Here is a 21,689-nt window from a genome sequence, read left to right on the forward strand (position 1 = left end):
AGGAAGTGTTCAGCCAATAGCGGTCTGGCCACCCATGTAGGGTTGCAACACCTCAGGGATGGCAATACTGCCATCGGCTTGTTGATAGTTTTCCATCACTGCCAGCAGCGCACGACCCACGGCCAGCCCTGAACCGTTGAGCGTATGTAGCAACTCGGGCTTGCCGGTTTCAGGGTTGCGCCAGCGGGCCTTCAGGCGGCGGGCCTGAAAGTCACGAAAATTACTGCAGGAAGAGATTTCCCGGTAAAGTTGCTGGGATGGCAACCACACCTCAATGTCGTAAGTGCGGGCAGAAGAGAAGCCCAGATCGCCACCACAAAGAATAATGGTGCGATACGGTAAGCCGAGTTTCTGCAAGATTGCCTCAGCATGACCGGTGAGCTGCTCAAGGGTCTCAGTTGATTCTTCAGGACGGACAAATTGTACCAGTTCCACTTTTTCAAATTGGTGCTGGCGAATCATGCCCCGGGTGTCCTTGCCATAACTGCCTGCTTCGCTACGGAAACAGGGGGTATGACAGGCAAATTTAACCGGCAATTGAGCGGCGTCGATGATTTCATCCCGGAACACATTGGTCACCGGCACTTCGGCGGTAGGAATCAGGTAAAAATCCCGGTCATCCGTCAGTTTGAACAGATCTTCTTCAAATTTGGGTAGCTGCCCGGTGCCATATAGGGAATCGCTATTCACCACGTAGGGCACATTGATTTCCTGATAGCCGTGCTCCCCAGTGTGGGTGTTGAGCATAAACTGAATCAGGGCACGGTGCAGGCGGGCGATTTCGCCCTTCATGACCGCAAAGCGGGAACCGGTGATCTTGGTGGCTGTTTCAAAATCCAGCAGCCCGAGACTGGCGCCCAGATCCACATGGTCCTTTACATCGAAGTCGAATTCCCGAGGCTCACCCCAGCGACGAATTTCGACGTTATCATCCTCAGTCGCACCCTGTGGCACCACGGGGTCCGGAGTGTTGGGCACACCGCTCAGGTACGCGTCGAGTTGTTGCTGAACGCTCGCCAGTGCAGTTTCTGCCTCGCTACAGGCTAGTTTCAGGGCCTCCCCTTTTGCCTTGAGGGGCTCAATATCTTCCCCTTTAGCCTTGGCTTCACCAATGGCTTTACCCATGGACTTTGCGTAGGCATTTCGCTCAGCCTGCAGTGACTGGGCTTTATCCTGGAGCTCCTTACGGGAAGCTTCCCATTCGTTCAGTTTATCAACATCCAGGGTGAAACCTTTCACGGCAAGCGCAGCGGCAATGGTCTGTGGCTCTGAACGAACCAGTTTTGGATCCAACATGGGAGGGGAATATTCCTAAAACAATCGGGTCAATACAATGGCGCCCAGCGTTCCCGCAAGACACAACACAAGATTCAGGGCGACATAGGCGGCCGCCAACGCAAGGTGGCCATTTTGCCACAAAGCGAGGCTATCAAGCGAGAACGTAGAGAATGTGGTGAAGGCGCCAAGAAACCCCACCATCAGTAAATTGCGCAACTCTGCTGGCAGCACACCACGCTCGATAATCAGTACATAAAACATCCCCATGAGTACGGAGCCAACCACGTTCACCACCAGTGTCCCCATCGGGAATCGCCCACCCATCGTGGGATAGATCAACGCATTGACACCGAAGCGCCCCATTGCCCCCAGGGCGCCGCCGACTGCCACCATCACCCACTGCATCATTCAGCATCCTCATATCGTTTTACCGGACTCTGTTTGTCGAGGCCGCGCAAGTGATCGAGTTTTTCAGCGATCTGTTTTTCCAGCCCCCGCTCAGTCGGGAAGTAATAACGACTGTCTTTCAATTCCGGGGGAAAGTAGCACTCCCCCGGCGCATATGCACCTGGTTCGTCGTGGGCATAGCGGTATTCTGCCCCGTAATCCAGCTCTTTCATCAATTTTGTAGGCGCATTGCGCAGGTGAAGTGGTACATCATAGGTAGGCATCTGGCGGATATCAGCGCGGACACGGTTAAATGCCTGGTAGACGGCATTACTTTTTGGTGCTGCAGCCATATAAACCACCGCCTGCGCCAGGGCCAGCTCTCCCTCCGGGCTCCCCAACCGCTCTTGGGTATCCCAAGCGTTCAATGCCAAAGTGAGTGCACGTGGATCGGCAATACCAATATCTTCGCTGGCCATTCTGACAACCCGCCTTGCAATATAGAGGGGGTCACAGCCCCCATCCAGCATACGGGCATACCAGTACAGTGCTGCATCGGGCGAAGACCCTCTTACCGCCTTGTGGAGAGCGGAAATCTGATCGTAAAAATATTCGCCTCCTTTATCAAAGCGCCGAGTATCACTGACCAGCACCTCTTCAATCACTGCCCTGTCGATGGTTTTTCCCATGGCGAGGTCACTGGCAATTTCCAGCAGGTTTAAAGCCTTGCGGGCATCACCATCGGCTGCACTGGCGAGTAACTCCAGGGCATCGTCAGCAATAGATAACTGACGATCTCCAAGGCCACGTTCATCGACCAGGGCGCGGCGCAAAATTGCGATAATGTCTTTCTGTTCAAGACTTCGCAGAACGTAGACACGACAGCGGGAAAGCAGCGCATTGTTGAGTTCAAACGAGGGGTTTTCTGTGGTGGCTCCGATTAGTACTACTGTGCCATCTTCCACATAGGGCAAGAAGGCATCCTGCTGTGACTTGTTGAAGCGATGCACTTCATCGACGAATAGAATGGTCTGGCGCCCGTGGATGTCACGCTCCTCCTGAGCTTTTGCCACAGCGGCACGAATTTCCTTAACCCCAGCAAGAACAGCGGAAACTGATTCCAGATGGGCGTCAACGGAGTCTGCAATAATTCTCGCCAGGGTTGTCTTGCCAACCCCTGGGGGGCCCCATAAAACCATGGAATGGAGCTGACCGGCCTGAATGGCCTCCCGCAGAGATTTTCCGGTATCCACCAGGTGAGCCTGACCGCTGAACTCCTCCAGCGTGCGCGGGCGCATTCTGGCCGCCAAAGGTTGCCCGATATCGCGACTGAACAGGTCCCTACTCATCGCCGATAATATCTACCCCTTCCGGGGGGATGAACATGAACTGATCAACTGTCCATGGGGGATTGCGCTGGAGATTATCAAAATGAATATCGGTTTTCTGGCCCAGTGTATCCCACAGTGCCATGGTCACGGGTGAGAGCCCCTCAAATCGAAGTGTGACTTTTTCGTAGAGGCTGTCTGCTTTATTGGGCAGTAGTGTAAACAGTGCTGACGTACCCTCTTCTTCCAGAGACACGCTATAGCTGTCTTCCAGGGCTTCTAGGTCGCCAATAAATAGAACTGCTGGCGTTTTACCGAGATCAGCATCAAATGGTTTGATGGTGACCTGCTCAAGGTCAGGATCATACAACCACAATGTTTTGCCGTTGGTGACGATCAACTGTTCAAAGGGTGCATCGGTATTCCATCTGACCCTGCCCGGCCGTGCCGCCAGCATATGTCCACTAGCCTGTTGCACAATGTCACCCTCGGCAGCATAGACCGTTTGTTCGAAGTCGGCCGAAAGGCTCTCCAGATCACTCATACGTATCCGCAGTTCACCGTCCGCCGGCTGCCCGCCCGCATAACAGATGGCAGACATCGTGAGCAATAAACCGGTGAATAATGTTCGAATCATTGCGTTAAAACCGCAGACAGTTGTTGATGGCAAGTTAATCACGCCCTGGTCCCGGAGCCAGTACTTCCCGGTTGCCATTGGTTCCCATCTCACTAACAACGCCAGAGGCCTCCATTTGCTCGATAAGTCTGGCAGCACGGTTATAACCGATACGCAGTTTGCGTTGCACGGACGATATGGAGGCTTTACGTGTTTGTAACACAAAGGCGACGGCTTCATCGTAAAGAGGGTCCGATTCTGCGTCTTCACCACCTTCTCCACCTTCAGTCGTATAGCCGGGGACCTGGATGTTACTGATAGCCACTTCATCAAGAATATCTTCAAGATATTCGGGTTCCCCGCGCCGTTTCCAGTCAGCCACTACCCTGTGCACCTCGTGGTCATCCACAAAGGCGCCGTGTACACGAATAGGGACACTGGTTCCCGGTGGCAGATATAGCATGTCTCCATGACCAAGTAATTGTTCTGCCCCACCCTGATCAAGGATGGTACGGGAGTCGATCTTTGACGAAACCTGGAAGGCAATACGTGTCGGCACATTGGCCTTGATCAACCCGGTAATTACATCGACAGAAGGGCGCTGAGTCGCCAGTATCAGGTGAATACCGGCTGCCCGGGCCTTCTGGGCAATACGTGCGATCAACTGTTCTACCTTCTTGCCAACGATCATCATCATGTCGGCAAATTCGTCAATCACAACGACGATATAGGGCAGTTTTTCCAGACTGGGGGCTACCTGCCCTTCTCCGTCTTCAGCAAACAGGCTGGCGTGCTCATCTGGCTGCCAGAGAGGGTCCGGTATCGGGTTCCCTGCTGCAGCGGCATCGGCAATTTTGCGGTTATAGCCTGCGAGGTTGCGCACGCCCATCGCAGCCATCAATTTATAGCGCCGCTCCATTTCACCTACACACCAGCGCAGACCACTGGCAGCATCTTTCATATCGGTGATCACTGGCGTCAACAGATGCGGGATACCGTCATAGACTGACAGCTCTAGCATTTTGGGGTCGACCAGTATCAGACGCACATCTTCCGGGCTGGCTTTATACAGCAAGCTCAGCAGCATCACATTGATACCGACTGACTTGCCTGAGCCGGTTGTTCCAGCCACCAGTAGGTGAGGCATTTTTGCCAGATCAGCGACCACCGGCAACCCGGAAATATCGTGCCCAAGCGCCAGGGTCAGAGAAGATTTAGCGCTTTCATAGGTTTCCGAGGATAGCACTTCACTCAGTCTGACCATTTCACGGTGTTCATTGGGGATTTCAATGCCTACCACCGATTTGCCAGGAATCACTTCAACAACCCGCACACTGACCACCGCCAGTGAACGTGCCAGATCTTTGGCAAGATTACTGATACGGCTAACTTTGACACCAGCGGCAGGCTGTATCTCAAAGCTTGTCACCACCGGGCCAGGCAATACCTCGACAACTTCAGCACTAATACCGAAATCCTGTAGCTTAAGCTCCAGTTGCTTGGACATGGCTTCCAACGATTCCTTGGAATAGCCCCGATTATGACTGCCATCATTTTTATCCAGCAGGTTGATAGCGGGTAATCCCCCGCTGACCGGTTCATCAAACAGCGAAACCTGTTTTTCCTTTTCAACACGGACGCTCGGCACTTCACGTTTTGGCAACGCCTTGATAGTGGGCGGAATCCTGCTTGCATCTTTTTCGGCTCGCTTGGCCTTCACATCCTTGCGGTGTTGCTGGGCGACTTCAGCCTGTCTGTTTTCTTCACGGCGAACCCGGTAGTTAGAAACCCCCTGCCTGAGTCTCTCAACCCCACGCAGGGTTAAGCGCCCTGCTCCATCAATTACCGCCAACCAGGACAGATCGGTAAACACGGTCAAACCGAACAGGAACACCGCTAACAGCAGCAGTGTGCTGCCCACGTAGCTGAATGCTGTTGCAGCGGCATTGGCAACAGATGAGCCAAGAATACCCCCGATACCGAAAGGCAACGGCGTCGACATCGCGCCATACTGCAGAGCCGCTAGCGAGGTTGCACACACCATGACCAACACCAGGCCCAGAATTCGCAGAGCGAAGACTAATCCATCAAATTCTGCCCCCTGCTCACGATGGGCACGGAATACATGCCAGGCCCGTACCGCCAACAGCAAAGGAAAAAGATACGCGATATAGCCGAACAAGGAGAAAAACACATCAGCCAACCATGCACCCATCGGTCCGGCGGCGTTTTCGACAACGTCGACATTTCCGGTATTGGACCAACCGGGATCGCTGGGAGAATAGTTAACAAATGCAAGTAACAAATAGGCACAAATGGCCAGCCAACTGATCAGGGCTCCTTCACGCAGAATCAATTTGACGCGCGATGGCGGGTGCCCTTCATCAGGCACCGGCTTTTTTTGAGGCTGTTTGGCTTTACTCAACGGAGAACCCGGCAGTTATACATGTGAATGCTATTGTAATGGCAGTAGATGGAAATACCAGCAACCCAAATCCGGATTAGTTCACTATATTCGGACAATAGTGAAATGCTATTTTGTCTCTTATAGACCTTTCATTATGATAGTGCCCAAATTAAAAACATCTGATCTGGAATATTAACCATGGCTGAGACACAACATCATAAACTGATCATTCTGGGGTCAGGCCCTGCCGGCTATACCGCAGCGATTTACGCTGCCCGCGCGAACCTCAATCCGGTTGTTATCACCGGGATGCAACAGGGCGGCCAGTTGACCACCACCACGGAGGTCGACAACTGGCCTGGCGATGTGGAGGGACTTCAGGGCCCCGACTTGATGGTTAGAATGCAGGCTCATGCAGAACGCTTTGACACGAAAATCATTTTTGATCACATCGAAGAAGTGGACTTCAGCAATCGCCCCTTCAAACTGAAAGGCAGCAATGAATATACCTGCGATGGGTTAATCATCGCTACAGGTGCCTCAGCACAATACCTTGGCCTGCCTTCTGAAGAAGCTTTTATGGGCCGCGGTGTCAGCGCCTGTGCAACCTGCGATGGATTTTTCTACCGCAATCAGAAAGTGGCCGTGATCGGCGGTGGTAACACAGCTGTTGAAGAGGCGCTGTATCTATCTAATATCTGTAGTGAGGTCACGCTGGTGCACCGTCGCGACAGTCTTCGCTCGGAAAAAATTCTGCAGGACAAACTGTTTGAAAAGGCGAAAAACGGCAACGTCAAATTGCTTTGGAACCATACCCTTGATGAGGTGCTGGGCGACGATGCTGGAGTCACAGGTCTGCGCCTGAAAAGCACAGAAGATGGCCAGATGTCAGAAATTGAAGTTAGCGGTGTCTTTATTGCCATTGGGCACAAACCGAACACAGATATTTTTGTCGACAAACTGGCGATGAAAAATGGCTATATCACCATTCAGAGTGGTAGCCATGGCAATGCTACCGCCACCAGTGTTGAAGGCATCTTTGCCGCGGGCGATGTGGCAGACCATGTCTACCGCCAGGCAGTTACCTCAGCCGGTTCCGGCTGTATGGCCGCCCTGGATGCTGAAAAATATCTGGATGCCATAGAGTAGACCGACTTTGCACGAACTGACGCGACTGAATGATAACAACCCAATCTTCCCTCCCCCCGAGTATGCCTTAAGGGAACCCGACGGCCTGCTGGCCGTCGGCGGGAACCTTTCCACCAGTACGCTTTTATCCGCTTATTATCAGGGTATATTTCCCTGGTATGAGGCTGGCCAGCCTTTGTTGTGGTGGTCTCCAGACCCCCGAGCGGTTCTGTTTCCCAAGCACATCAGAATTTCCCGCTCTCTGCGAAAGAGCTGGCGTCGACGTTGTTGGGAGATACGTACGGATAGCGATTTCCAGCAAGTGATCGACAGTTGTGCATCACCTCGTAGTAGCAGTAATTCAGGCACCTGGATTACTGATGAAATGCGCCAAGCCTACCTTGCAATGCACCGCGGGGGTCATGCACACTCTGTTGAGGTTTGGGACGGTCTCCAACTAGTGGGTGGCCTCTATGGCATCATGGTGGGACAGCTATTTTGCGGTGAATCCATGTTCAGCCGTGAAAAAGATGCCTCCAAGGTCGCGCTGGTAGCGCTTGCCGCGATGTTACAGTCGCAAAGCCCAGATTGCCTGATTGATTGCCAGGTCAGCAACGCTCACCTGGTTTCAATGGGTGCAGAGACGATTCCACGACGGGAGTTTCTAGCACGACTGAATAGTCTGCGGGACAAAACTATAGACTGGAGTAGTATTGATCCTGCAAATGAGTTGTCTAAGCTTATGTAGACAGAGTAAATGTGAGAAATTATAGCGATGTCACGGGATATTACGCCAGATGTTAGAGCGATCAGGCTGTTCTTAACTGAACCGCACCCTTGCAGCTACCTGGAGGGGCAAAAGGCTATTACAGCCTTTGTCGATCCTGCGATTACAGTGGATAAAACCCTATACAGCCACCTCTCCAACTACGGTTTTCGGCGCAGTGGTCGTTATATCTACGCCCCCCGTTGCAAATCATGTAACGCCTGCCTTCCTGCCAGATTGGTTGTGAATGATTTTGAGCCTAATCGGCAGCAGAATCGATGCAATAAACGCAATGCTGACCTAACGGTTAGCATTGCTAGAAGCATTGATGAAAGTGAACACTACCCTCTTTACGAGCAATACCTGGCCGAGCGTCATGCCGATGGTGATATGTACCCGCCTACAATGGCTCAATACCGTGATTTTATCAGTAGTTTGTGGGAGAACAGTCGTGTTCTGGAAGTTCGGCTCGAAGGCAAGTTAATCGCTGCAGGTGTGATTGATATTCTGAATGATGGGATTTCGGCAATATACACCTACTACTCCCCCGATCACCCGAAACGCAGCCTGGGAACCTATATGATTCTGGCTGAACTGGTTTTGGCCAGAGACGTAGGGTTACCCTACCTCTATTTAGGCTACTGGATCGCAAATAGTCCTAAAATGGCCTATAAAAAGAATTTTCAGCCTTTAGAGCTGTTAATTAATGACCGCTGGGAGCTGATGAATTGACATTGCCTGATTTTCAGGCAGAATGCGCCACTTCCTATATAAAGCAGCTGTTGGAGCATCCAAGCGGAATGGCGAAAGAAGATCATATTGAAATGGACGGGGAAGTGGTCGATACCCTGCCCAACACGACGTTCAGAGTAAAACTGGAAAACGGCCACATTGTGACCGCTCATATTTCAGGAAAAATGCGTAAAAACTATATCCGCATTCTGACTGGCGATAAGGTCAAAGTTGAATTGACCCCCTACGACCTGTCCAAGGGACGTATTACCTACCGCGCACGCTGAGTTGCCTGACTCCCTGTCAGGCAACTTCGGTTTCAGTATCTGTCTTGACCTCCAACTCGCCTGTATCTGAAACAGTCACTCTCGCTATACCGCCAGCAGAGAGACTGCCGAACAAGACTTCTTCTGCCAATGGCTTCTTGATCATTTCCTGGATCAGTCTTGCCATTGGTCGAGCACCCATCTTTTCATCATAGCCGTGTTCGGCCAGCCAATCTTTGGCCTCCTCATCAACGTCCAACTGAACACGTTTTTCGTCCAGTTGCTGTTGCAGCTGACAGAGAAACTTATCGACAACAGTGTGGATGATAGAGATGTCGAGCGGCATGAACTGGATAATCGCGTCCAGCCGGTTACGGAATTCCGGGGTAAAGATTTTCTTGATCACTTCCATACCATCAGTCGTGTGATCTTGGGATTTGAAGCCGATAGAAGCACGGCTCATCTCCTGAGCACCCGCATTAGTGGTCATGATCAGAATGACATGTCGGAAATCCGCTTTACGGCCGTTGTTATCCGTCAGTGAGCCATGATCCATTACTTGTAGCAGTAGGTTGAAGACTTCCGGATGAGCTTTTTCAATCTCATCCAGCAGAATCACAGCATGGGGATTTTTGGTCACTGCGTCAGTCAGTAAACCACCCTGATCAAAGCCGACATAACCAGGAGGCGCACCAATCAAACGGGATACGGTATGGCGTTCCATGTATTCTGACATGTCAAAACGAACCATCTCGATGCCCATGATCTCGGCGAGCTGTTTTGATACCTCGGTTTTACCCACACCGGTAGGACCTGCAAACAGAAAAGAACCGATCGGCTTTTCACCATCTCTCAAACCGGCACGCGCCAGCTTGATAGAAGTGGACAAGGCAGTAATCGCTTCATCCTGACCAAAAACAACCATCTTGAGTTTTTCCGTCAAGCCACGCAGCTGTTCTTTGTCAGAGGCAGATACGCTTTTTGGCGGAATGCGCGCGATCTTGGAAATAATCGCTTCCACGTCACCCACACCAACTACTTTTTTGCGTTTGGATACAGGCTGTAACTGTTGATAAGCCCCCGCTTCGTCAATAACATCAATCGCCTTATCCGGCAGGAAACGATCATTGATGTGACGTGCGGAAAGCTCTGCGGCTGCTTTCAGCGCAGAATTTGTAAAACGCAGGTTGTGGTGTTCTTCAAATCGAGACTTCAGCCCCTTAAGTATACCCACGGTCTCTTCAACACTTGGCTCAGCCACATCAATTTTCTGGAAACGGCGTGACAAAGCTCTATCTTTCTCAAAAATGCCCCGGTATTCCTGGAAGGTTGTCGAACCAATACAGCGAATCTTTCCAGAAGTCAGGAGCGGTTTAAGAAGGTTGGATGCATCCATAACTCCGCCGGACGCTGCGCCCGCACCAATAATCGTGTGGATCTCATCAATGAAGAGAATCGCACCTTCCTGATCATTTAACTCGGCAAGAACACCCTTGAAGCGTTTTTCAAAGTCGCCGCGATACTTGGTGCCTGCCAGGAGGTTGCCCAGGTCCAGGGAATAAACCACGCTGTGACTCAGAGCCTCCGGCACCTGTTCCTCAACGATCAGCTTGGCAAGTCCCTCAGCAATGGCAGTTTTACCCACGCCAGCTTCACCTACCAGCAGCGGGTTGTTTTTGCGACGACGAGCCAGTACCTGGCAGACACGCTCTACTTCTGAATGGCGGCCTACCAGGGGATCAATGCCACCTTTACTGGCCTGCACATTGAGATTGGTGGTGAATTGCTCAAGCAGGCTATGGCCCTGACTTTCAGCTTCAGTTGAGACTTCTTCCTGATGGACTTCGCCATCATGTTGCTCAGATTGGTCCGCATATTTGGAAATGCCGTGGGAAATATAATTCACCACATCAATGCGGGCGACATTCTGCAGACGCAGGAAGTAGACAGCCTGACTCTCCTGTTCACTGAACAGTGCCACCAACACATTATCCCCCTGCACTTCTTTCTTGCCGGAAGACTGAACATGAAATACGGCACGTTGCAGCACACGCTGAAAACCCAGGGTTGGCTGTGTATCTTTTTCTTCGAGCTCCTCGGGAATTAACGGGGTGGTTGACTCGATGAATTCGTCAAGGTCGTGACGCAATACGTTAATATCAACACCGCAGGCACGAAGTACTTTGGCCGCTGATTCGTTATCGAGCAACGCCAACAACAAGTGTTCGACTGTCATGAACTCATGACGCCTTTCACTGGCACCTTTGAACGCCTTGTTCAGGGTTAACTCAAGCTCTCTACTTAACATACAGTCACCTATATCGTGCTTACTTAGAGATCATCATCAGCCTCAGGTTCAGTTTCACAGAGCAAGGGGTGTTCGTTGTCCCTTGCATACTGATTAACCTGAGCTACTTTTGTTTCCGCCACATCTTTTGTGTAGACACCACAAACTGCCTTACCTTCCATATGTACTTTAAGCATTACGCGAGTTGCGGCCTCCCGGTTCATTCCGAAAAAAACTTCCAGCAGCTCAACCACAAATTCCATCGGCGTAAAATCGTCGTTAAACAACACAACTTTGTAACGGCGTGGTCTCTTAAGCTCTGGGCGTGTCTCTTCGACAACAGCTTCACCTGCGTGTTGCCATTGATCCCCGTCACTTTTGTCACTCAATCGAATGTTTAAACTCATAGTTTCGTAGTGTTCAATAATCTCTTTCATCTATCTAACATTTTAATACCCTTTTTCACCCCCAATTCTACTGATAACAACTTTTTTGTGTGCTTTTTTTAAATCCCTTTCACCTTGACTTAGACCCTAATAAGTTATAGAAAATCGGTTTGGATAAAAAATATCCATTAAAAGTAGCAATCCGATCACACTAGTTATCGGTTGTTAGCAGGGCAAATTTAATAACTAGAAAGTCCAGCAAGGGGTTCTAATATGCCGTCAGGTACAGTCAAGTGGTTCAATAACGCCAAAGGATACGGATTTATTCTATCTTCAGATGGGGCAAGTGATATCTTTGCCCACTACTCTGCCATCAATATGGATGGATACAAAACACTTAAAGCAGGCCAAGAAGTCTCATACGATCTCGTTGAGGGACAAAAAGGACTGCATGCGACCAATATTGTGCCAACAGGCAACGGCGGTGATGATGGTGCGGAATCAGTGACTGAATCCATAGCCGAGCAAGAAAGTGTACATAGTTAGTGACTAAATAGTCACAAAAAAACCCCTGTTTCGAAAAGAAACAGGGGTTTTTTAATGGTGGTAACAGTTGTTACATCTTCGCAATCATGGCATCGCCAAACTGTGAGCATGACATCAGTTTCGCTCCGTCCATCAAGCGCTCGAAGTCATAGGTAACCGTCTTCTCTGAAATGGCGCCTTCCATACCTTTCACCACAAGATCAGCTGCATCATTCCAGCCGAGGTGGCGCAGCATCATTTCCGCTGACAGGATGAGAGAACCGGGGTTCACTTTATCCTGGCCGGCATATTTCGGTGCCGTACCGTGAGTTGCTTCAAAGATGGCAATGTCATCAGACAGGTTGGCACCGGGCGCAATACCGATACCACCTACTTGTGCTGCCAGCGCATCAGACAGGTAATCACCATTCAGGTTGAGAGTGGCGATAACGTCATACTCGGCGGGGCGCAAGAGAATCTGCTGCAGCATGGCATCAGCAATGACATCTTTGATGACAATGTCTTTGCCAGTATTGGGGTTTTTTATAACCTGCCAAGGGCCGCCATCAAGCGGTTGTGCACCAAACTCTTCTTTCGCAACTTCGTAACCCCAGTCACAGAATGCGCCCTCGGTAAACTTCATGATGTTACCTTTGTGCACAAGAGTGACGGAGTCTTTATCTTGGTCAATGGCGTATTGGATCGCTTTGATCACCAGACGCTTAGTACCCTCTTTGGAAACCGGCTTGACGCCGATACCACAATCTTCAGGGAAACGAATCTTAGTCACGCCCATTTCATTACGCATGAAATCGATGACCTTCTTCGCTTCGTCCGTACCTGCGCGCCACTCGATACCCGCGTAGATATCTTCTGAGTTCTCACGGAAGATACACATATCAACCTTGCCCGGCTCTTTAACCGGTGAAGGGACACCTTCAAACCAGCGAACAGGACGCTGGCAGACATACAGGTCCAGTTCCTGACGCAAAGCTACGTTCAATGAACGGAAACCACCACCTACCGGTGTAGTCAAGGGCCCCTTGATTGAGACACTGTATTCCTTGATGGCGTCCAGAGTTTCTGCGGGAAACCAGTCACCATCGTAGGTTTCAGCGGCTTTTTCACCGCAGTAGACTTCCATCCAAGAAATTTTCTTACTGCCGCCATAGGCTTTTGCAACGGCTGCATCGATCACTTTGATCATGACTGGAGTAATATCTACACCGATGCCATCGCCTTCGATGTAGGGAATAATTGGGTTGCTGGGGACGTTTAGAGAGAAATCGCTATTGACAGTAATTTTTTCACCATCAGTTGGTATCTGGATGTGCTGATATCCCATTGTTGGCTCCATAGGTAGCTAGTGCGTTTGTTTCTAGTGCATCTGTAACAGGTAACGATGATTTTTCTATTATCGTTGTACACTTCAGTATTCGCGTGGGATGCTACCATAAACCCACCTGCTCTTGTAGCTGATTTACACGAATTACGGGCATATTTCTGCTAAAAACCACATGGATCATATAACCGCCAAATTATTACTGTTCAACAAGCCCTATGGTGTTCTGAGTCAATTTACTGACCTGGATGGCCACCATGGTTTGGCTGGCTTTATCAAAGATAAAAACATCTACCCGGCGGGAAGACTCGACCATGATTCAGAGGGGCTGTTGCTGCTGACAGACAGTGGTCCTTTACAGGCCAGAATCAGCGACCCCAAGCATAAAATGACCAAAACCTATATTGCCCAGGTGGAGGGCAACATTACCGAAGAGGCTTTGGCAAACCTACGTTTTGGTGTGAACCTTAACGACGGTCCCACAAGGCGTGCCCAGGTTAAACGCATCCCGGAACCTTCCATCTGGACCAGATTTCCACCGATAAGAGAGCGCAAAAACCAGCCAACCTGCTGGATTGAGCTGCAAATTACAGAGGGCCGTAACCGCCAGGTCAGACGCATGACCGCGGCAGTCGGCTACCCCACACTGCGACTGGTTCGCACAGCCATAGGCCCCTGGTCTTTAGGAAATCTTCAGCCAGGTGAATGGAAGGAGGAAGCAGTCAATCTTCCTGCCGTTAAATCTCCACCCGCCAGAACCTGGAAGAAAAAACCTCATGCCTGACCGCATCCACTTAACCGTAGCGACTGTGGTGAAACGTGACGATAAGTTTTTGCTCGTCAGGGAATTCAGTGATCAGAAAAGTGTTTTAAACCAGCCTGCAGGGCACGTTGAGCCGGGTGAAACACCGCTGGAAGCGGCCGTCCGGGAAACGCTAGAGGAAACAGGCTGGCATGTTCGCCCCACTGCCCTGATTAGTTTTACCACTTACTTGTCTCCCACCAACGGCATCACCTATTACAGGTTGGCGATCGCTGCCGATGCCGTGGAATTTGATCCAAAGGCCACTCTGGATAGCGATATCGAAGAAGCTCTCTGGCTCGATTATGAAGAAATACTACAAAACGAGAACAGCCTGCGAAGCCCCATGGTGATGCAAGCCATTAACGACTACCTCAAGGGCCCACTTTATCCATTGGATATACTGAAAACTCCCCGGTAGAATCCGCCACCCTATGAACACACCTAAAACAGTCATTGTCGGCATGTCCGGCGGCGTAGATTCCTCCGTTACTGCCCTGTTATTGCAGCAACAGGGTTATCACGTGCAGGGGCTGTTTATGAAAAACTGGGACGAAGACGACGGCACAGAGTATTGCACTGCTCGCCAGGACCTGGCCGATGCCCAGCAGGTAGCCGATAAACTCGGGATAACACTGCACACGGCCAATTTCGCGGCCGAGTACTGGGATAATGTATTCGAGTATTTTCTCGCTGAATATCGTGCCGGGCGCACACCTAACCCCGACATACTCTGTAACCGGGAAATCAAGTTCAAAGTATTCCTCGAATATGCGCAAATCCTCGGCGCTGAGGCTATTGCCACCGGCCACTACGTGCGTCGACTGGATAGAGACGATCACAGCTATCTGTTGAAGGGGCTGGATAATAACAAGGACCAGAGCTACTTCCTGCATGCTGTGAGCGAAGCAGCTTTCAGCAAGTCTTTATTCCCCATCGGCGAGATGGAGAAACCCCAGGTGCGTGCCATTGCTGAGAAACACGGGCTGGCTACCGCCAAGAAAAAGGACTCCACGGGAATCTGTTTTATCGGCGAACGTCGCTTCAAGGATTTTCTTGAGCAGTACTTACCTGCACAACCGGGTGATATCGAGACTCCCGAAGGCAAGGTGATTGGCCAACATCATGGCTTGATGTACCACACCCTGGGTCAGAGGCAGGGCCTGGGAATTGGCGGTAGACAGGATGCCACGGATGCACCCTGGTATGTTGTGGGTAAAGATCTGGAACGAAATGTCCTCATCGCAGCACAGGGCAGCGATCACCCTCTCCTTTTCTCAAACCGTCTTAGCGCACAGGATATCCATTGGATTAACGGTATACCCGCCAGTTCAGCGCTGCGTTGCCACGCAAAAACCCGCTATCGCCAGCCTGATCAGCCCTGTACGGTAAATGTTTCAACCACTGGTGTGAATGTGCACTTTGACACGCCACAGCGAGCCGTGACGCCGGGCCAGTCAGTAGTTTTTTATGACGGTGAAACATGCCTGGGCGGCGGCATCATCGAACACGCTTGGCAGGAGGCCCTCTGATGCTTTTCAGCAAACCCGATCGCAACCAGGTCATCGCTCTCGCCGGTGTATTCCAGGCCTGTCAACTCGTGGAAACCCTGGCGAAAACGGGCTCGGTCCCTTCTGATCGCTTTGGGGTCTGTATCGAAAGCCTGTTTCAACAAAACCCGGAGAACACGGAAGCTGTGTTTGGCAATTTGTCCAACCTGCAGCTGGGCATTGAATCCATGCAGGAGCTGATTACCCTTCAATCCCGCAATCAGCAACCGGACACACTGCGCTACGTGGTCGGTGTTTTTTACTTGGCCAACAAATTGCGCAACAAGAAAACTATGCTCAACGTCATTGGCGAACGTCTGCAACAAGCGGGTAGGCAGGCTGAACACTTTGGTGCTGCCACCCACACTAATGTGATTGCCAACCTGGCACAGGTCTATCAGGACACTATCAGCACTTTCCGCTACCGCATTCAGGTAAACGGTTATGCCGGCTACCTGCAACAGGAAGCTATGGCCCAGCGGGTGCGCTGTCTGTTGTTTGCAGGCATCAGAGCGGCTGTGCTCTGGCATCAACTAGGGGGGCGCCGGCGGCATCTCATTTTCAACCGCCAGCAGCTATTGCAACAATTGCGTCTACTGCAGCAGGAAAGCAGCCAACCCCAGCATTAACTAGTCAATTTTTACCTGAAAAAACCATGCTATTCGGTTAAAATTCGCGCCTTTCTTCCCCACATTCAAGTTGTTACCCATGAATCTATCCAGCCTGACTGCAATTTCACCTATCGATGGCCGCTACGGCAGCAAAACCTCCACCCTGCGCACAGCCTTCAGCGAATTCGGGCTAATCAAATACCGTGTGATGGTTGAGGTACGCTGGTTGCAGCAACTGGCGTCCCACCCGGGTATTGTCGAAGTCCCCGCACTTTCCCAGGCGGCCAACAACAAGCTGGAACAACTTTTGGCAGAATTTGATGAGCGTCAGGCCTCGCGTATCAAGGACATCGAAAAAACCACCAACCACGATGTTAAAGCGGTGGAATATTTTATTAAGGAATACATTGCCGATGTGCCGGAGCTGAATGCCATCAGCGAGTTTGTTCACTTTGCCTGCACTTCGGAAGACATCAACAACCTTTCTCATGCCCTGATGCTAAAAGAGGGGCGCGACCAGGTGTTGCTGCCGGAGGTGCGGGAAGTTGCACGTCAGATCTCCTCCCTAGCCCATCAGTTTGCCGATGTGCCGATGCTGTCACGTACCCACGGACAAACGGCCTCCCCCACCACTGTCGGCAAGGAGATGGCCAACGTCGCCTATCGCCTCAACCGTCAGATCGAACAGATTGCCGGGGTGGAACTGCTCGGCAAAATCAACGGTGCTGTGGGCAACTATAACGCCCACCTTTCCGCCTATCCGGATATTGATTGGGCGGCTAATGCCGAGACGTTCATCACTGGACTTGGACTGAATTGGAATCCCTACACGACCCAGATTGAGCCACACGACTATATTGCTGAACTGTTTGATGCCATAGCTCGCCTCAATACCATATTGATCGATTTTAACCGCGATATCTGGGGTTATATCTCGCTGGGGTACTTCAAACAGAAAACCATCGCCGGGGAAGTGGGCTCGTCAACAATGCCCCACAAAGTGAATCCCATTGACTTTGAAAACTCCGAGGGAAACTTGGGCATTGCCAATGCCGTATTCGGTCATCTGGCCCAGAAACTGCCCATCTCACGCTGGCAACGGGACCTCACTGATTCTACCGTACTGCGCAACATGGGTGTCGGCTTTGGCTACAGCTCCATTGCCTACCAGTCCACCCTCAAGGGTATTGGCAAGCTGGAACTCAACCAGCAACGCCTGGCAGAGGACCTGAACAATGCCTGGGAAGTCCTCGCCGAACCTGTACAGACCGTCATGCGTCGCTACAACATTCCCGAACCCTATGAAAAACTCAAGGCATTGACTCGGGGTCAGGCCATCACAAAAGAGACCATCCAGGCATTTATCGAGACTCTGGAAATTCCTGAGTCAGCCAAAACCGAGTTGCGTCAACTGACTCCAGCGTCCTACATTGGCAATGCCATTGCGCAGGCAAAAGCACTCTGAGCCAGTCGCGCCCTAACATGCCGACACCAATACTCGGAGACCTGTCAGCAGAAGTCTTTCTTCGTGAGTACTGGCAGAAGAAACCACTGTTGGTGCGCGATGCGCTGCCGGGTTTCCAGTCACCCATTAGCCCGAATGAATTGGCAGGCTTGGCCCTGGAAGAAGAGGTTGAATCACGCATTGTAGTTGAGGCCGGTGCATCGCCCTGGGAATTGATGTGTGGCCCTTTTACGGAAAGACAGTTTGAGCAACTGCCAGAGAGCCACTGGACATTACTGGTGCAGGCGGTTGATATTTGGGTGCCGGAAGTGGCCCATCTACTTGAACATTTTCATTTTCTTCCGTCTTGGCGTCTCGATGACATTATGGTCAGCTATGCTCCCGTTGGCGGCAGCGTTGGACCCCATTTCGACTTTTACGATGTCTTCCTGATACAGGCTCAAGGTCAGCGTCACTGGCAGATCGGTCAGCGCTGTGATCAGCAAACGTCGATACTCAGCGAGACCTCTCTGCGCATTCTGAAAGAGTTTACCAAGACTGATGAGTGGGTACTCAACCCCGGGGATATGCTCTACCTACCCCCCCAAATTGCCCATTTTGGTATCGCTGAAAACGACTGTCTCACCTATTCTGTCGGTTTTCGAGCCCCTACCCTGGCAGAAATTCTTGGCGATCTGGCTACCGAACTGATGGCTCAGGGCGATTCCACCTATTACCGGGACCCACCCCTGAAACCTGAAATGGCGGGCGAACACATAGACCCGCTGTTTATCGAACAAATCCAGGGAATGCTAACCAAATTGGCAGGTGATAAAGCTTTGCTGGGAGACTGGTTTGCCCGATACATGACCGCACCCAAGTACCCGGATCTTGCCGACGAACTGGATGAAGAGCGCTGCGCTAGCGTCAACGGCAAGCAATATATCAATGGTCAACCGTCAGACTAATTTGTTTAGTCAGCGGCCACAGCCCCTCCACCCGGCCATCTACTATCTGTCACGCCGTATTGCCTGCCACTTTTCTGAGAAATAGCCTGTACCTTGCCCAACACCCTGGGAGTATTGTTGAGGGAGTGCCCCATGTTCTGTAAGAGCTTGAGCGTATCGATACTGATTCCCTGCTCATACTGGAGCATGTCAGGCCACCATTGATGATGAATACGGGGAGCCGCCGTAGCTTCGGCGACATTCATACCGAAATCAATCACATTCAGGATATTCTGCAAAACCACGGTAATGATCGTACTTCCACCAGGGCTTCCAGTAGCCAGGATCGGCACGCCGTCCTTTAGAACAATGGATGGCGTCATGGAAGACAGTGGACGCTTGCCTGCGTGAACAGCATTTGCCTCCCCGCCCAGCAAACCGTAGGCATTGGGAACACCAGGCTTGGCAGAAAAATCATCCATTTCGTTATTGAGCAAAAAACCGGCCCCTGCCACAGAAATGCCACTGCCATAGGAAAAATTCAGCGTGTAAGTATTACTCACCACATTACCCCAGCGATCGACCACTGTGAAATGGGTCGTCTGAGGGCTTTCCTCATGCATTAATTGCCCCGGCTGAACATCGGCAGAAGCAGAGGCAGCCTCTAAGTCGATATTGTCCCTAAGCCTTGCGGCATAGGACTTGTCGATAAGTTTCTCAACCGGGACATCAAAGAAATCCGGGTCGCCCAGATATTGACTACGGTCTGCATAGGCTCGGCGCATGGTCTCAACCAGAAGGTGCAAATACGACGCACTGTTGTGCCCCAGTGAGTGCAAGTCCCACCCTTCTAGAACATTGAGCATTTGGACCAGGTGAACACCACCGGAAGAAGGTGGCGGCATAGAGACAATCCGATAGCCACGGTAATCGCCAACCACTGGCTGCCTCTCCAGCACGCGGTAATTGGCAAGATCTTCTGCTGTAATCAGGCCCCCGCCCCGCTTCATCTCGGCGACAATCAGTTCAGCAGTTTTTCCCGTATAGAAGCCAGCGACACCCTGGTTGGCAATCTGCCGCAGAGTCGCTGCCAGGTCAGCTTGGCGCCAGATATCGCCCCGCTGCATTGGGCTTCCATCAGGGCGAAAGAAATATCCGGCCGACGCCCTGTCAGCACGCAAACGACCCGCCGCCTGTCCCAGGGAAAAGGCCAGCGTGTCAGAAATTAAAAAGCCTTCCTCCGCCAGCCGTATGGCAGGTGCCAACACCTGCTCGACTGTCATGGTGCCGTAGACATCCAGTGCATGGAGCAAACCGGCAACTGTGCCGGGTACCCCCGCTGCCTTGTGACTGAAACGAGACAGGTTGGCATCTGCTGACCCCTGTTCATCCAGAAACATGTCCCTGTGGGCCAAAGCAGGTGCCATCTCCCGGTAATCAATGGCCAGTGAGCGGTTCTCCTTGGCTAAATGCACCAGCATAAAGCCTCCACCACCCAGGTTGCCTGCCTGAGGCAGTGTCACGGCAAGGGCAAAACCTGTAGCGACAGCTGCGTCAACAGCATTCCCCCCCTGTTTAAGAATATCTGCGCCAACAGTACTGGCCAGAACCTCCTGAGAAACCACCATTCCCCTGGTTGATAACTGCGGATGAAAGCGGGCGCTTTGATCAATAATTGCGGGCTCAAATGCCATCGCCATCTGCAATGGAAATAACAGAAACAAAAACAGCCACTTGAGAAAAGCCTGTTTCACATCAATACTCCGCTATAAATCGAACGTAATCTTAGCATTCGACACCACTATAGGCCCCTGAAGGGCTACGATATAAAAAAATGGGAGTAATGAATGGACACAGTTGACTATTTCCCCATCGAAGTTGAGGAAGTCAGCTGGCAAAGTGCCGGCGAGCAGTTAACGGCTATTCGACACAAGGTTTTTGTCGAAGAACAAGGCGTACCGGTTGCAGAGGAAGTGGATGACCTCGACCCCACGGCCATGCACTGGATTGCCTTTGGGCCGGGCAATGTGGCCATGGCCACAGCGAGAATGCTACCAGACGGCCAGGTGGGGCGTATGGCGGTGCTAAAACCCTACCGACAGCGGGGTGTGGGTTCCTCAATAATGCGCAATATCATCCGCTATGCTATCCGTGAGGGCAAAGAACAGCTGGTACTCAGTGCTCAGTTACACGCTATTCCATTTTATGAGGGGTTTGGCTTTATATCCGACGGAAAAGAATACCTGGATGCGGGTATTCCCCATCGCACCATGGTGCTCAATCTGCATCGTTTCATGGACAACGCTCCGAAACCGTTACTGAGGGAGATTTCTGACGAGGAAAGGCAAAGAGTTGGCATTGAGGGGGTGGATGAATTTCGTGATCAGGCGGTCATGCTGGTAGAGCGGGCACAACGTGAAATTCGTATCTTTACGTTCAAGCTGGAGCCCGGCATCTATGCCAACAACCAGTTCTGTGACGCCATCTATTCATTTGCCACCAGCCACCCACTGGCCAGAGTCAGAATTTTGGTCAAAGACCTGGCCCAGGTGATTCATCAAACCCCCCAGCTGCATGAGCTCTGCCTGAGGCTGCCTAGTCGCATCCAAATACGCAAACTAGAAACCAAGGAAGACTGTTTACACACGGAGTTCATGCTAGTGGATCGCACCGGGATTCTCTACAAGCAAGAGCCGGAACGTTTTGTGGGTTACGTCGTCCCCCATGCGCCGCTGGAGGCAGTGGAACTGGTTGAAGAGTTCGATAACCTCTGGGAACAGGGTGAGCTGGATCCAGACCTCAGAAGACTGCATATCTAGCAGCCCCTTGAGCAACTATCAGCGACCGTTGATATTGACCAATAAGGGGCTTTAAAAACAGTTATAGC

21 protein-coding genes are annotated in these 21,689 nt (G+C 51.4%); 12 read left to right on the plus strand and 9 right to left on the minus strand.

Going from position 1 to position 21,689, the window contains the following annotated elements; genetic code table 11:
- Positions 1-9: 9 nt before the first annotated feature.
- From serS to ACYZYZ_RS02960, 5 genes are read right to left on the minus strand one after another with little or no spacing between them, the layout of a single operon-like run.
- Positions 10-1,296 (minus strand): serine--tRNA ligase, encoded by a 1,287-nt coding sequence (gene serS / locus ACYZYZ_RS02940; protein WP_461483198.1) that lies wholly within the window; start codon positions 1,294-1,296, stop codon positions 10-12.
- Positions 1,297-1,311: 15 nt separating this feature from the next.
- Entirely contained in the window at positions 1,312-1,686 is a 375-nt protein-coding gene (crcB, locus tag ACYZYZ_RS02945; protein ID WP_305170968.1) for a fluoride efflux transporter CrcB, read from the minus strand.
- A complete protein-coding gene (locus tag ACYZYZ_RS02950; RefSeq protein ID WP_461483199.1) occupies positions 1,683-3,014 on the minus strand; it encodes a replication-associated recombination protein A in 1,332 nt (443 codons plus the stop codon). The genes crcB and ACYZYZ_RS02950 overlap by 4 nt, the downstream gene beginning before the upstream one ends.
- Positions 3,007-3,630 (minus strand): outer membrane lipoprotein chaperone LolA, encoded by a 624-nt coding sequence (gene lolA, locus ACYZYZ_RS02955; RefSeq protein ID WP_305170970.1) that lies wholly within the window; start codon positions 3,628-3,630, stop codon positions 3,007-3,009. The genes ACYZYZ_RS02950 and lolA overlap by 8 nt, the downstream gene beginning before the upstream one ends.
- Before the next feature lie 34 nt (positions 3,631-3,664).
- On the minus strand, positions 3,665-6,001 hold the full coding sequence (locus ACYZYZ_RS02960; protein WP_461483211.1) for a DNA translocase FtsK: 2,337 nt from the start codon (positions 5,999-6,001) through the stop codon (positions 3,665-3,667).
- 213 nt (positions 6,002-6,214) lie between these two features.
- Between ACYZYZ_RS02960 and trxB the strand changes: the two genes are divergently transcribed.
- From trxB to infA, 4 genes are all read left to right on the plus strand, one after another.
- On the plus strand, positions 6,215-7,165 hold the full coding sequence (gene trxB, locus ACYZYZ_RS02965; RefSeq protein ID WP_305170971.1) for a thioredoxin-disulfide reductase: 951 nt from the start codon (positions 6,215-6,217) through the stop codon (positions 7,163-7,165).
- 7 nt (positions 7,166-7,172) lie between these two features.
- Positions 7,173-7,892, plus strand: coding sequence for a leucyl/phenylalanyl-tRNA--protein transferase (gene aat, locus ACYZYZ_RS02970; protein ID WP_461483200.1), 720 nt, complete (start codon positions 7,173-7,175; stop codon positions 7,890-7,892).
- Between the two features lie 27 nt (positions 7,893-7,919).
- Positions 7,920-8,642 (plus strand): arginyltransferase, encoded by a 723-nt coding sequence (locus tag ACYZYZ_RS02975; RefSeq protein ID WP_461483201.1) that lies wholly within the window; start codon positions 7,920-7,922, stop codon positions 8,640-8,642.
- Positions 8,643-8,710: 68 nt separating this feature from the next.
- Complete coding sequence (gene infA, locus ACYZYZ_RS02980; RefSeq protein ID WP_305170974.1) at positions 8,711-8,929, plus strand: translation initiation factor IF-1; 219 nt, start codon at positions 8,711-8,713, stop codon at positions 8,927-8,929.
- 16 nt (positions 8,930-8,945) lie between these two features.
- On the opposite strand, the gene clpA is transcribed toward infA, so the two are convergent.
- Both clpA and clpS read right to left on the minus strand, forming a co-directional pair.
- The gene (gene clpA, locus ACYZYZ_RS02985) at positions 8,946-11,216 is read right to left on the minus strand and encodes an ATP-dependent Clp protease ATP-binding subunit ClpA (RefSeq protein ID WP_461483202.1); all 2,271 of its coding nucleotides are present in this window, start codon (positions 11,214-11,216) and stop codon (positions 8,946-8,948) included.
- 23 nt (positions 11,217-11,239) lie between these two features.
- A complete protein-coding gene (gene clpS / locus ACYZYZ_RS02990) occupies positions 11,240-11,632 on the minus strand; it encodes an ATP-dependent Clp protease adapter ClpS (protein ID WP_305170976.1) in 393 nt (130 codons plus the stop codon).
- A gap of 222 nt (positions 11,633-11,854) precedes the next feature.
- On the opposite strand from clpS, the gene cspD reads away from it, so the two are divergent.
- Positions 11,855-12,127, plus strand: coding sequence for a cold shock domain-containing protein CspD (gene cspD / locus ACYZYZ_RS02995; RefSeq protein ID WP_305170977.1), 273 nt, complete (start codon positions 11,855-11,857; stop codon positions 12,125-12,127).
- Between the two features lie 70 nt (positions 12,128-12,197).
- Here the strand turns inward: cspD and icd are convergent, their stop codons facing one another.
- Entirely contained in the window at positions 12,198-13,451 is a 1,254-nt protein-coding gene (gene icd, locus ACYZYZ_RS03000; RefSeq protein WP_461483203.1) for an NADP-dependent isocitrate dehydrogenase, read from the minus strand.
- A gap of 172 nt (positions 13,452-13,623) precedes the next feature.
- Here icd and ACYZYZ_RS03005 point away from each other — a divergent pair, with 172 nt between their 5' ends.
- From ACYZYZ_RS03005 to ACYZYZ_RS03030, 6 genes are all read left to right on the plus strand, one after another.
- Positions 13,624-14,232 carry a pseudouridine synthase gene (locus ACYZYZ_RS03005; RefSeq protein WP_461483204.1) on the plus strand — a complete coding sequence of 203 codons (609 nt, stop codon included), beginning with the start codon at positions 13,624-13,626 and terminating at the stop codon, positions 14,230-14,232.
- Complete coding sequence (locus tag ACYZYZ_RS03010; RefSeq protein ID WP_461483205.1) at positions 14,225-14,671, plus strand: NUDIX hydrolase; 447 nt, start codon at positions 14,225-14,227, stop codon at positions 14,669-14,671. Before ACYZYZ_RS03005 ends, ACYZYZ_RS03010 begins: the two co-directional genes overlap by 8 nt.
- Before the next feature lie 13 nt (positions 14,672-14,684).
- A complete protein-coding gene (gene mnmA / locus ACYZYZ_RS03015) occupies positions 14,685-15,782 on the plus strand; it encodes a tRNA 2-thiouridine(34) synthase MnmA (protein ID WP_461483206.1) in 1,098 nt (365 codons plus the stop codon).
- Positions 15,782-16,429 (plus strand): high frequency lysogenization protein HflD, encoded by a 648-nt coding sequence (gene hflD / locus ACYZYZ_RS03020; RefSeq protein ID WP_461483207.1) that lies wholly within the window; start codon positions 15,782-15,784, stop codon positions 16,427-16,429. The genes mnmA and hflD overlap by 1 nt, the downstream gene beginning before the upstream one ends.
- 79 nt (positions 16,430-16,508) lie before the next feature.
- Entirely contained in the window at positions 16,509-17,876 is a 1,368-nt protein-coding gene (gene purB / locus ACYZYZ_RS03025) for an adenylosuccinate lyase (protein ID WP_461483208.1), read from the plus strand.
- 17 nt (positions 17,877-17,893) lie between these two features.
- Complete coding sequence (locus ACYZYZ_RS03030) at positions 17,894-18,823, plus strand: cupin domain-containing protein (RefSeq protein WP_305170984.1); 930 nt, start codon at positions 17,894-17,896, stop codon at positions 18,821-18,823.
- Positions 18,824-18,828: 5 nt separating this feature from the next.
- On the opposite strand, the gene ggt is transcribed toward ACYZYZ_RS03030, so the two are convergent.
- The gene (ggt, locus tag ACYZYZ_RS03035) at positions 18,829-20,556 is read right to left on the minus strand and encodes a gamma-glutamyltransferase (protein ID WP_305170985.1); all 1,728 of its coding nucleotides are present in this window, start codon (positions 20,554-20,556) and stop codon (positions 18,829-18,831) included.
- A 93-nt stretch (positions 20,557-20,649) separates the two neighbouring features.
- On the opposite strand from ggt, the gene ACYZYZ_RS03040 reads away from it, so the two are divergent.
- Positions 20,650-21,621: a GNAT family N-acetyltransferase gene (locus ACYZYZ_RS03040; protein ID WP_461483209.1), complete on the plus strand. Its 972-nt coding sequence runs from the start codon at positions 20,650-20,652 to the stop codon at positions 21,619-21,621.
- The last annotated feature ends 68 nt before the right edge of the window (positions 21,622-21,689 follow it).

Source organism: Porticoccus sp., from assembly GCA_023261185.1.
GTDB classification, from domain to species: domain Bacteria; phylum Pseudomonadota; class Gammaproteobacteria; order Pseudomonadales; family Porticoccaceae; genus Porticoccus; species Porticoccus litoralis.

What these genes read in the sequence shown, in the direction of transcription:
- serS (WP_461483198.1), bottom strand. Translation starts at nt 1,296, where the DNA reads ATGTTGGATCCAAAACTGGTTCGTTCAGAGCCACAGACCATTGCCGCT.
- crcB (WP_305170968.1), bottom strand. Translation starts at nt 1,686, where the DNA reads ATGATGCAGTGGGTGATGGTGGCAGTCGGCGGCGCCCTGGGGGCAATG.
- ACYZYZ_RS02950 (WP_461483199.1), bottom strand. Translation starts at nt 3,014, where the DNA reads ATGAGTAGGGACCTGTTCAGTCGCGATATCGGGCAACCTTTGGCGGCC.
- lolA (WP_305170970.1), bottom strand. Translation starts at nt 3,630, where the DNA reads ATGATTCGAACATTATTCACCGGTTTATTGCTCACGATGTCTGCCATC.
- trxB (WP_305170971.1), top strand. Translation starts at nt 6,215, where the DNA reads ATGGCTGAGACACAACATCATAAACTGATCATTCTGGGGTCAGGCCCT.
- ACYZYZ_RS02975 (WP_461483201.1), top strand. Translation starts at nt 7,920, where the DNA reads ATGTCACGGGATATTACGCCAGATGTTAGAGCGATCAGGCTGTTCTTA.
- infA (WP_305170974.1), top strand. Translation starts at nt 8,711, where the DNA reads ATGGCGAAAGAAGATCATATTGAAATGGACGGGGAAGTGGTCGATACC.
- clpA (WP_461483202.1), bottom strand. Translation starts at nt 11,216, where the DNA reads ATGTTAAGTAGAGAGCTTGAGTTAACCCTGAACAAGGCGTTCAAAGGT.
- clpS (WP_305170976.1), bottom strand. Translation starts at nt 11,632, where the DNA reads ATGAAAGAGATTATTGAACACTACGAAACTATGAGTTTAAACATTCGA.
- cspD (WP_305170977.1), top strand. Translation starts at nt 11,855, where the DNA reads ATGCCGTCAGGTACAGTCAAGTGGTTCAATAACGCCAAAGGATACGGA.
- icd (WP_461483203.1), bottom strand. Translation starts at nt 13,451, where the DNA reads ATGGGATATCAGCACATCCAGATACCAACTGATGGTGAAAAAATTACT.
- ACYZYZ_RS03005 (WP_461483204.1), top strand. Translation starts at nt 13,624, where the DNA reads ATGGATCATATAACCGCCAAATTATTACTGTTCAACAAGCCCTATGGT.
- ACYZYZ_RS03010 (WP_461483205.1), top strand. Translation starts at nt 14,225, where the DNA reads ATGCCTGACCGCATCCACTTAACCGTAGCGACTGTGGTGAAACGTGAC.
- mnmA (WP_461483206.1), top strand. Translation starts at nt 14,685, where the DNA reads ATGAACACACCTAAAACAGTCATTGTCGGCATGTCCGGCGGCGTAGAT.
- hflD (WP_461483207.1), top strand. Translation starts at nt 15,782, where the DNA reads ATGCTTTTCAGCAAACCCGATCGCAACCAGGTCATCGCTCTCGCCGGT.
- purB (WP_461483208.1), top strand. Translation starts at nt 16,509, where the DNA reads ATGAATCTATCCAGCCTGACTGCAATTTCACCTATCGATGGCCGCTAC.
- ACYZYZ_RS03030 (WP_305170984.1), top strand. Translation starts at nt 17,894, where the DNA reads ATGCCGACACCAATACTCGGAGACCTGTCAGCAGAAGTCTTTCTTCGT.
- ACYZYZ_RS03040 (WP_461483209.1), top strand. Translation starts at nt 20,650, where the DNA reads ATGGACACAGTTGACTATTTCCCCATCGAAGTTGAGGAAGTCAGCTGG.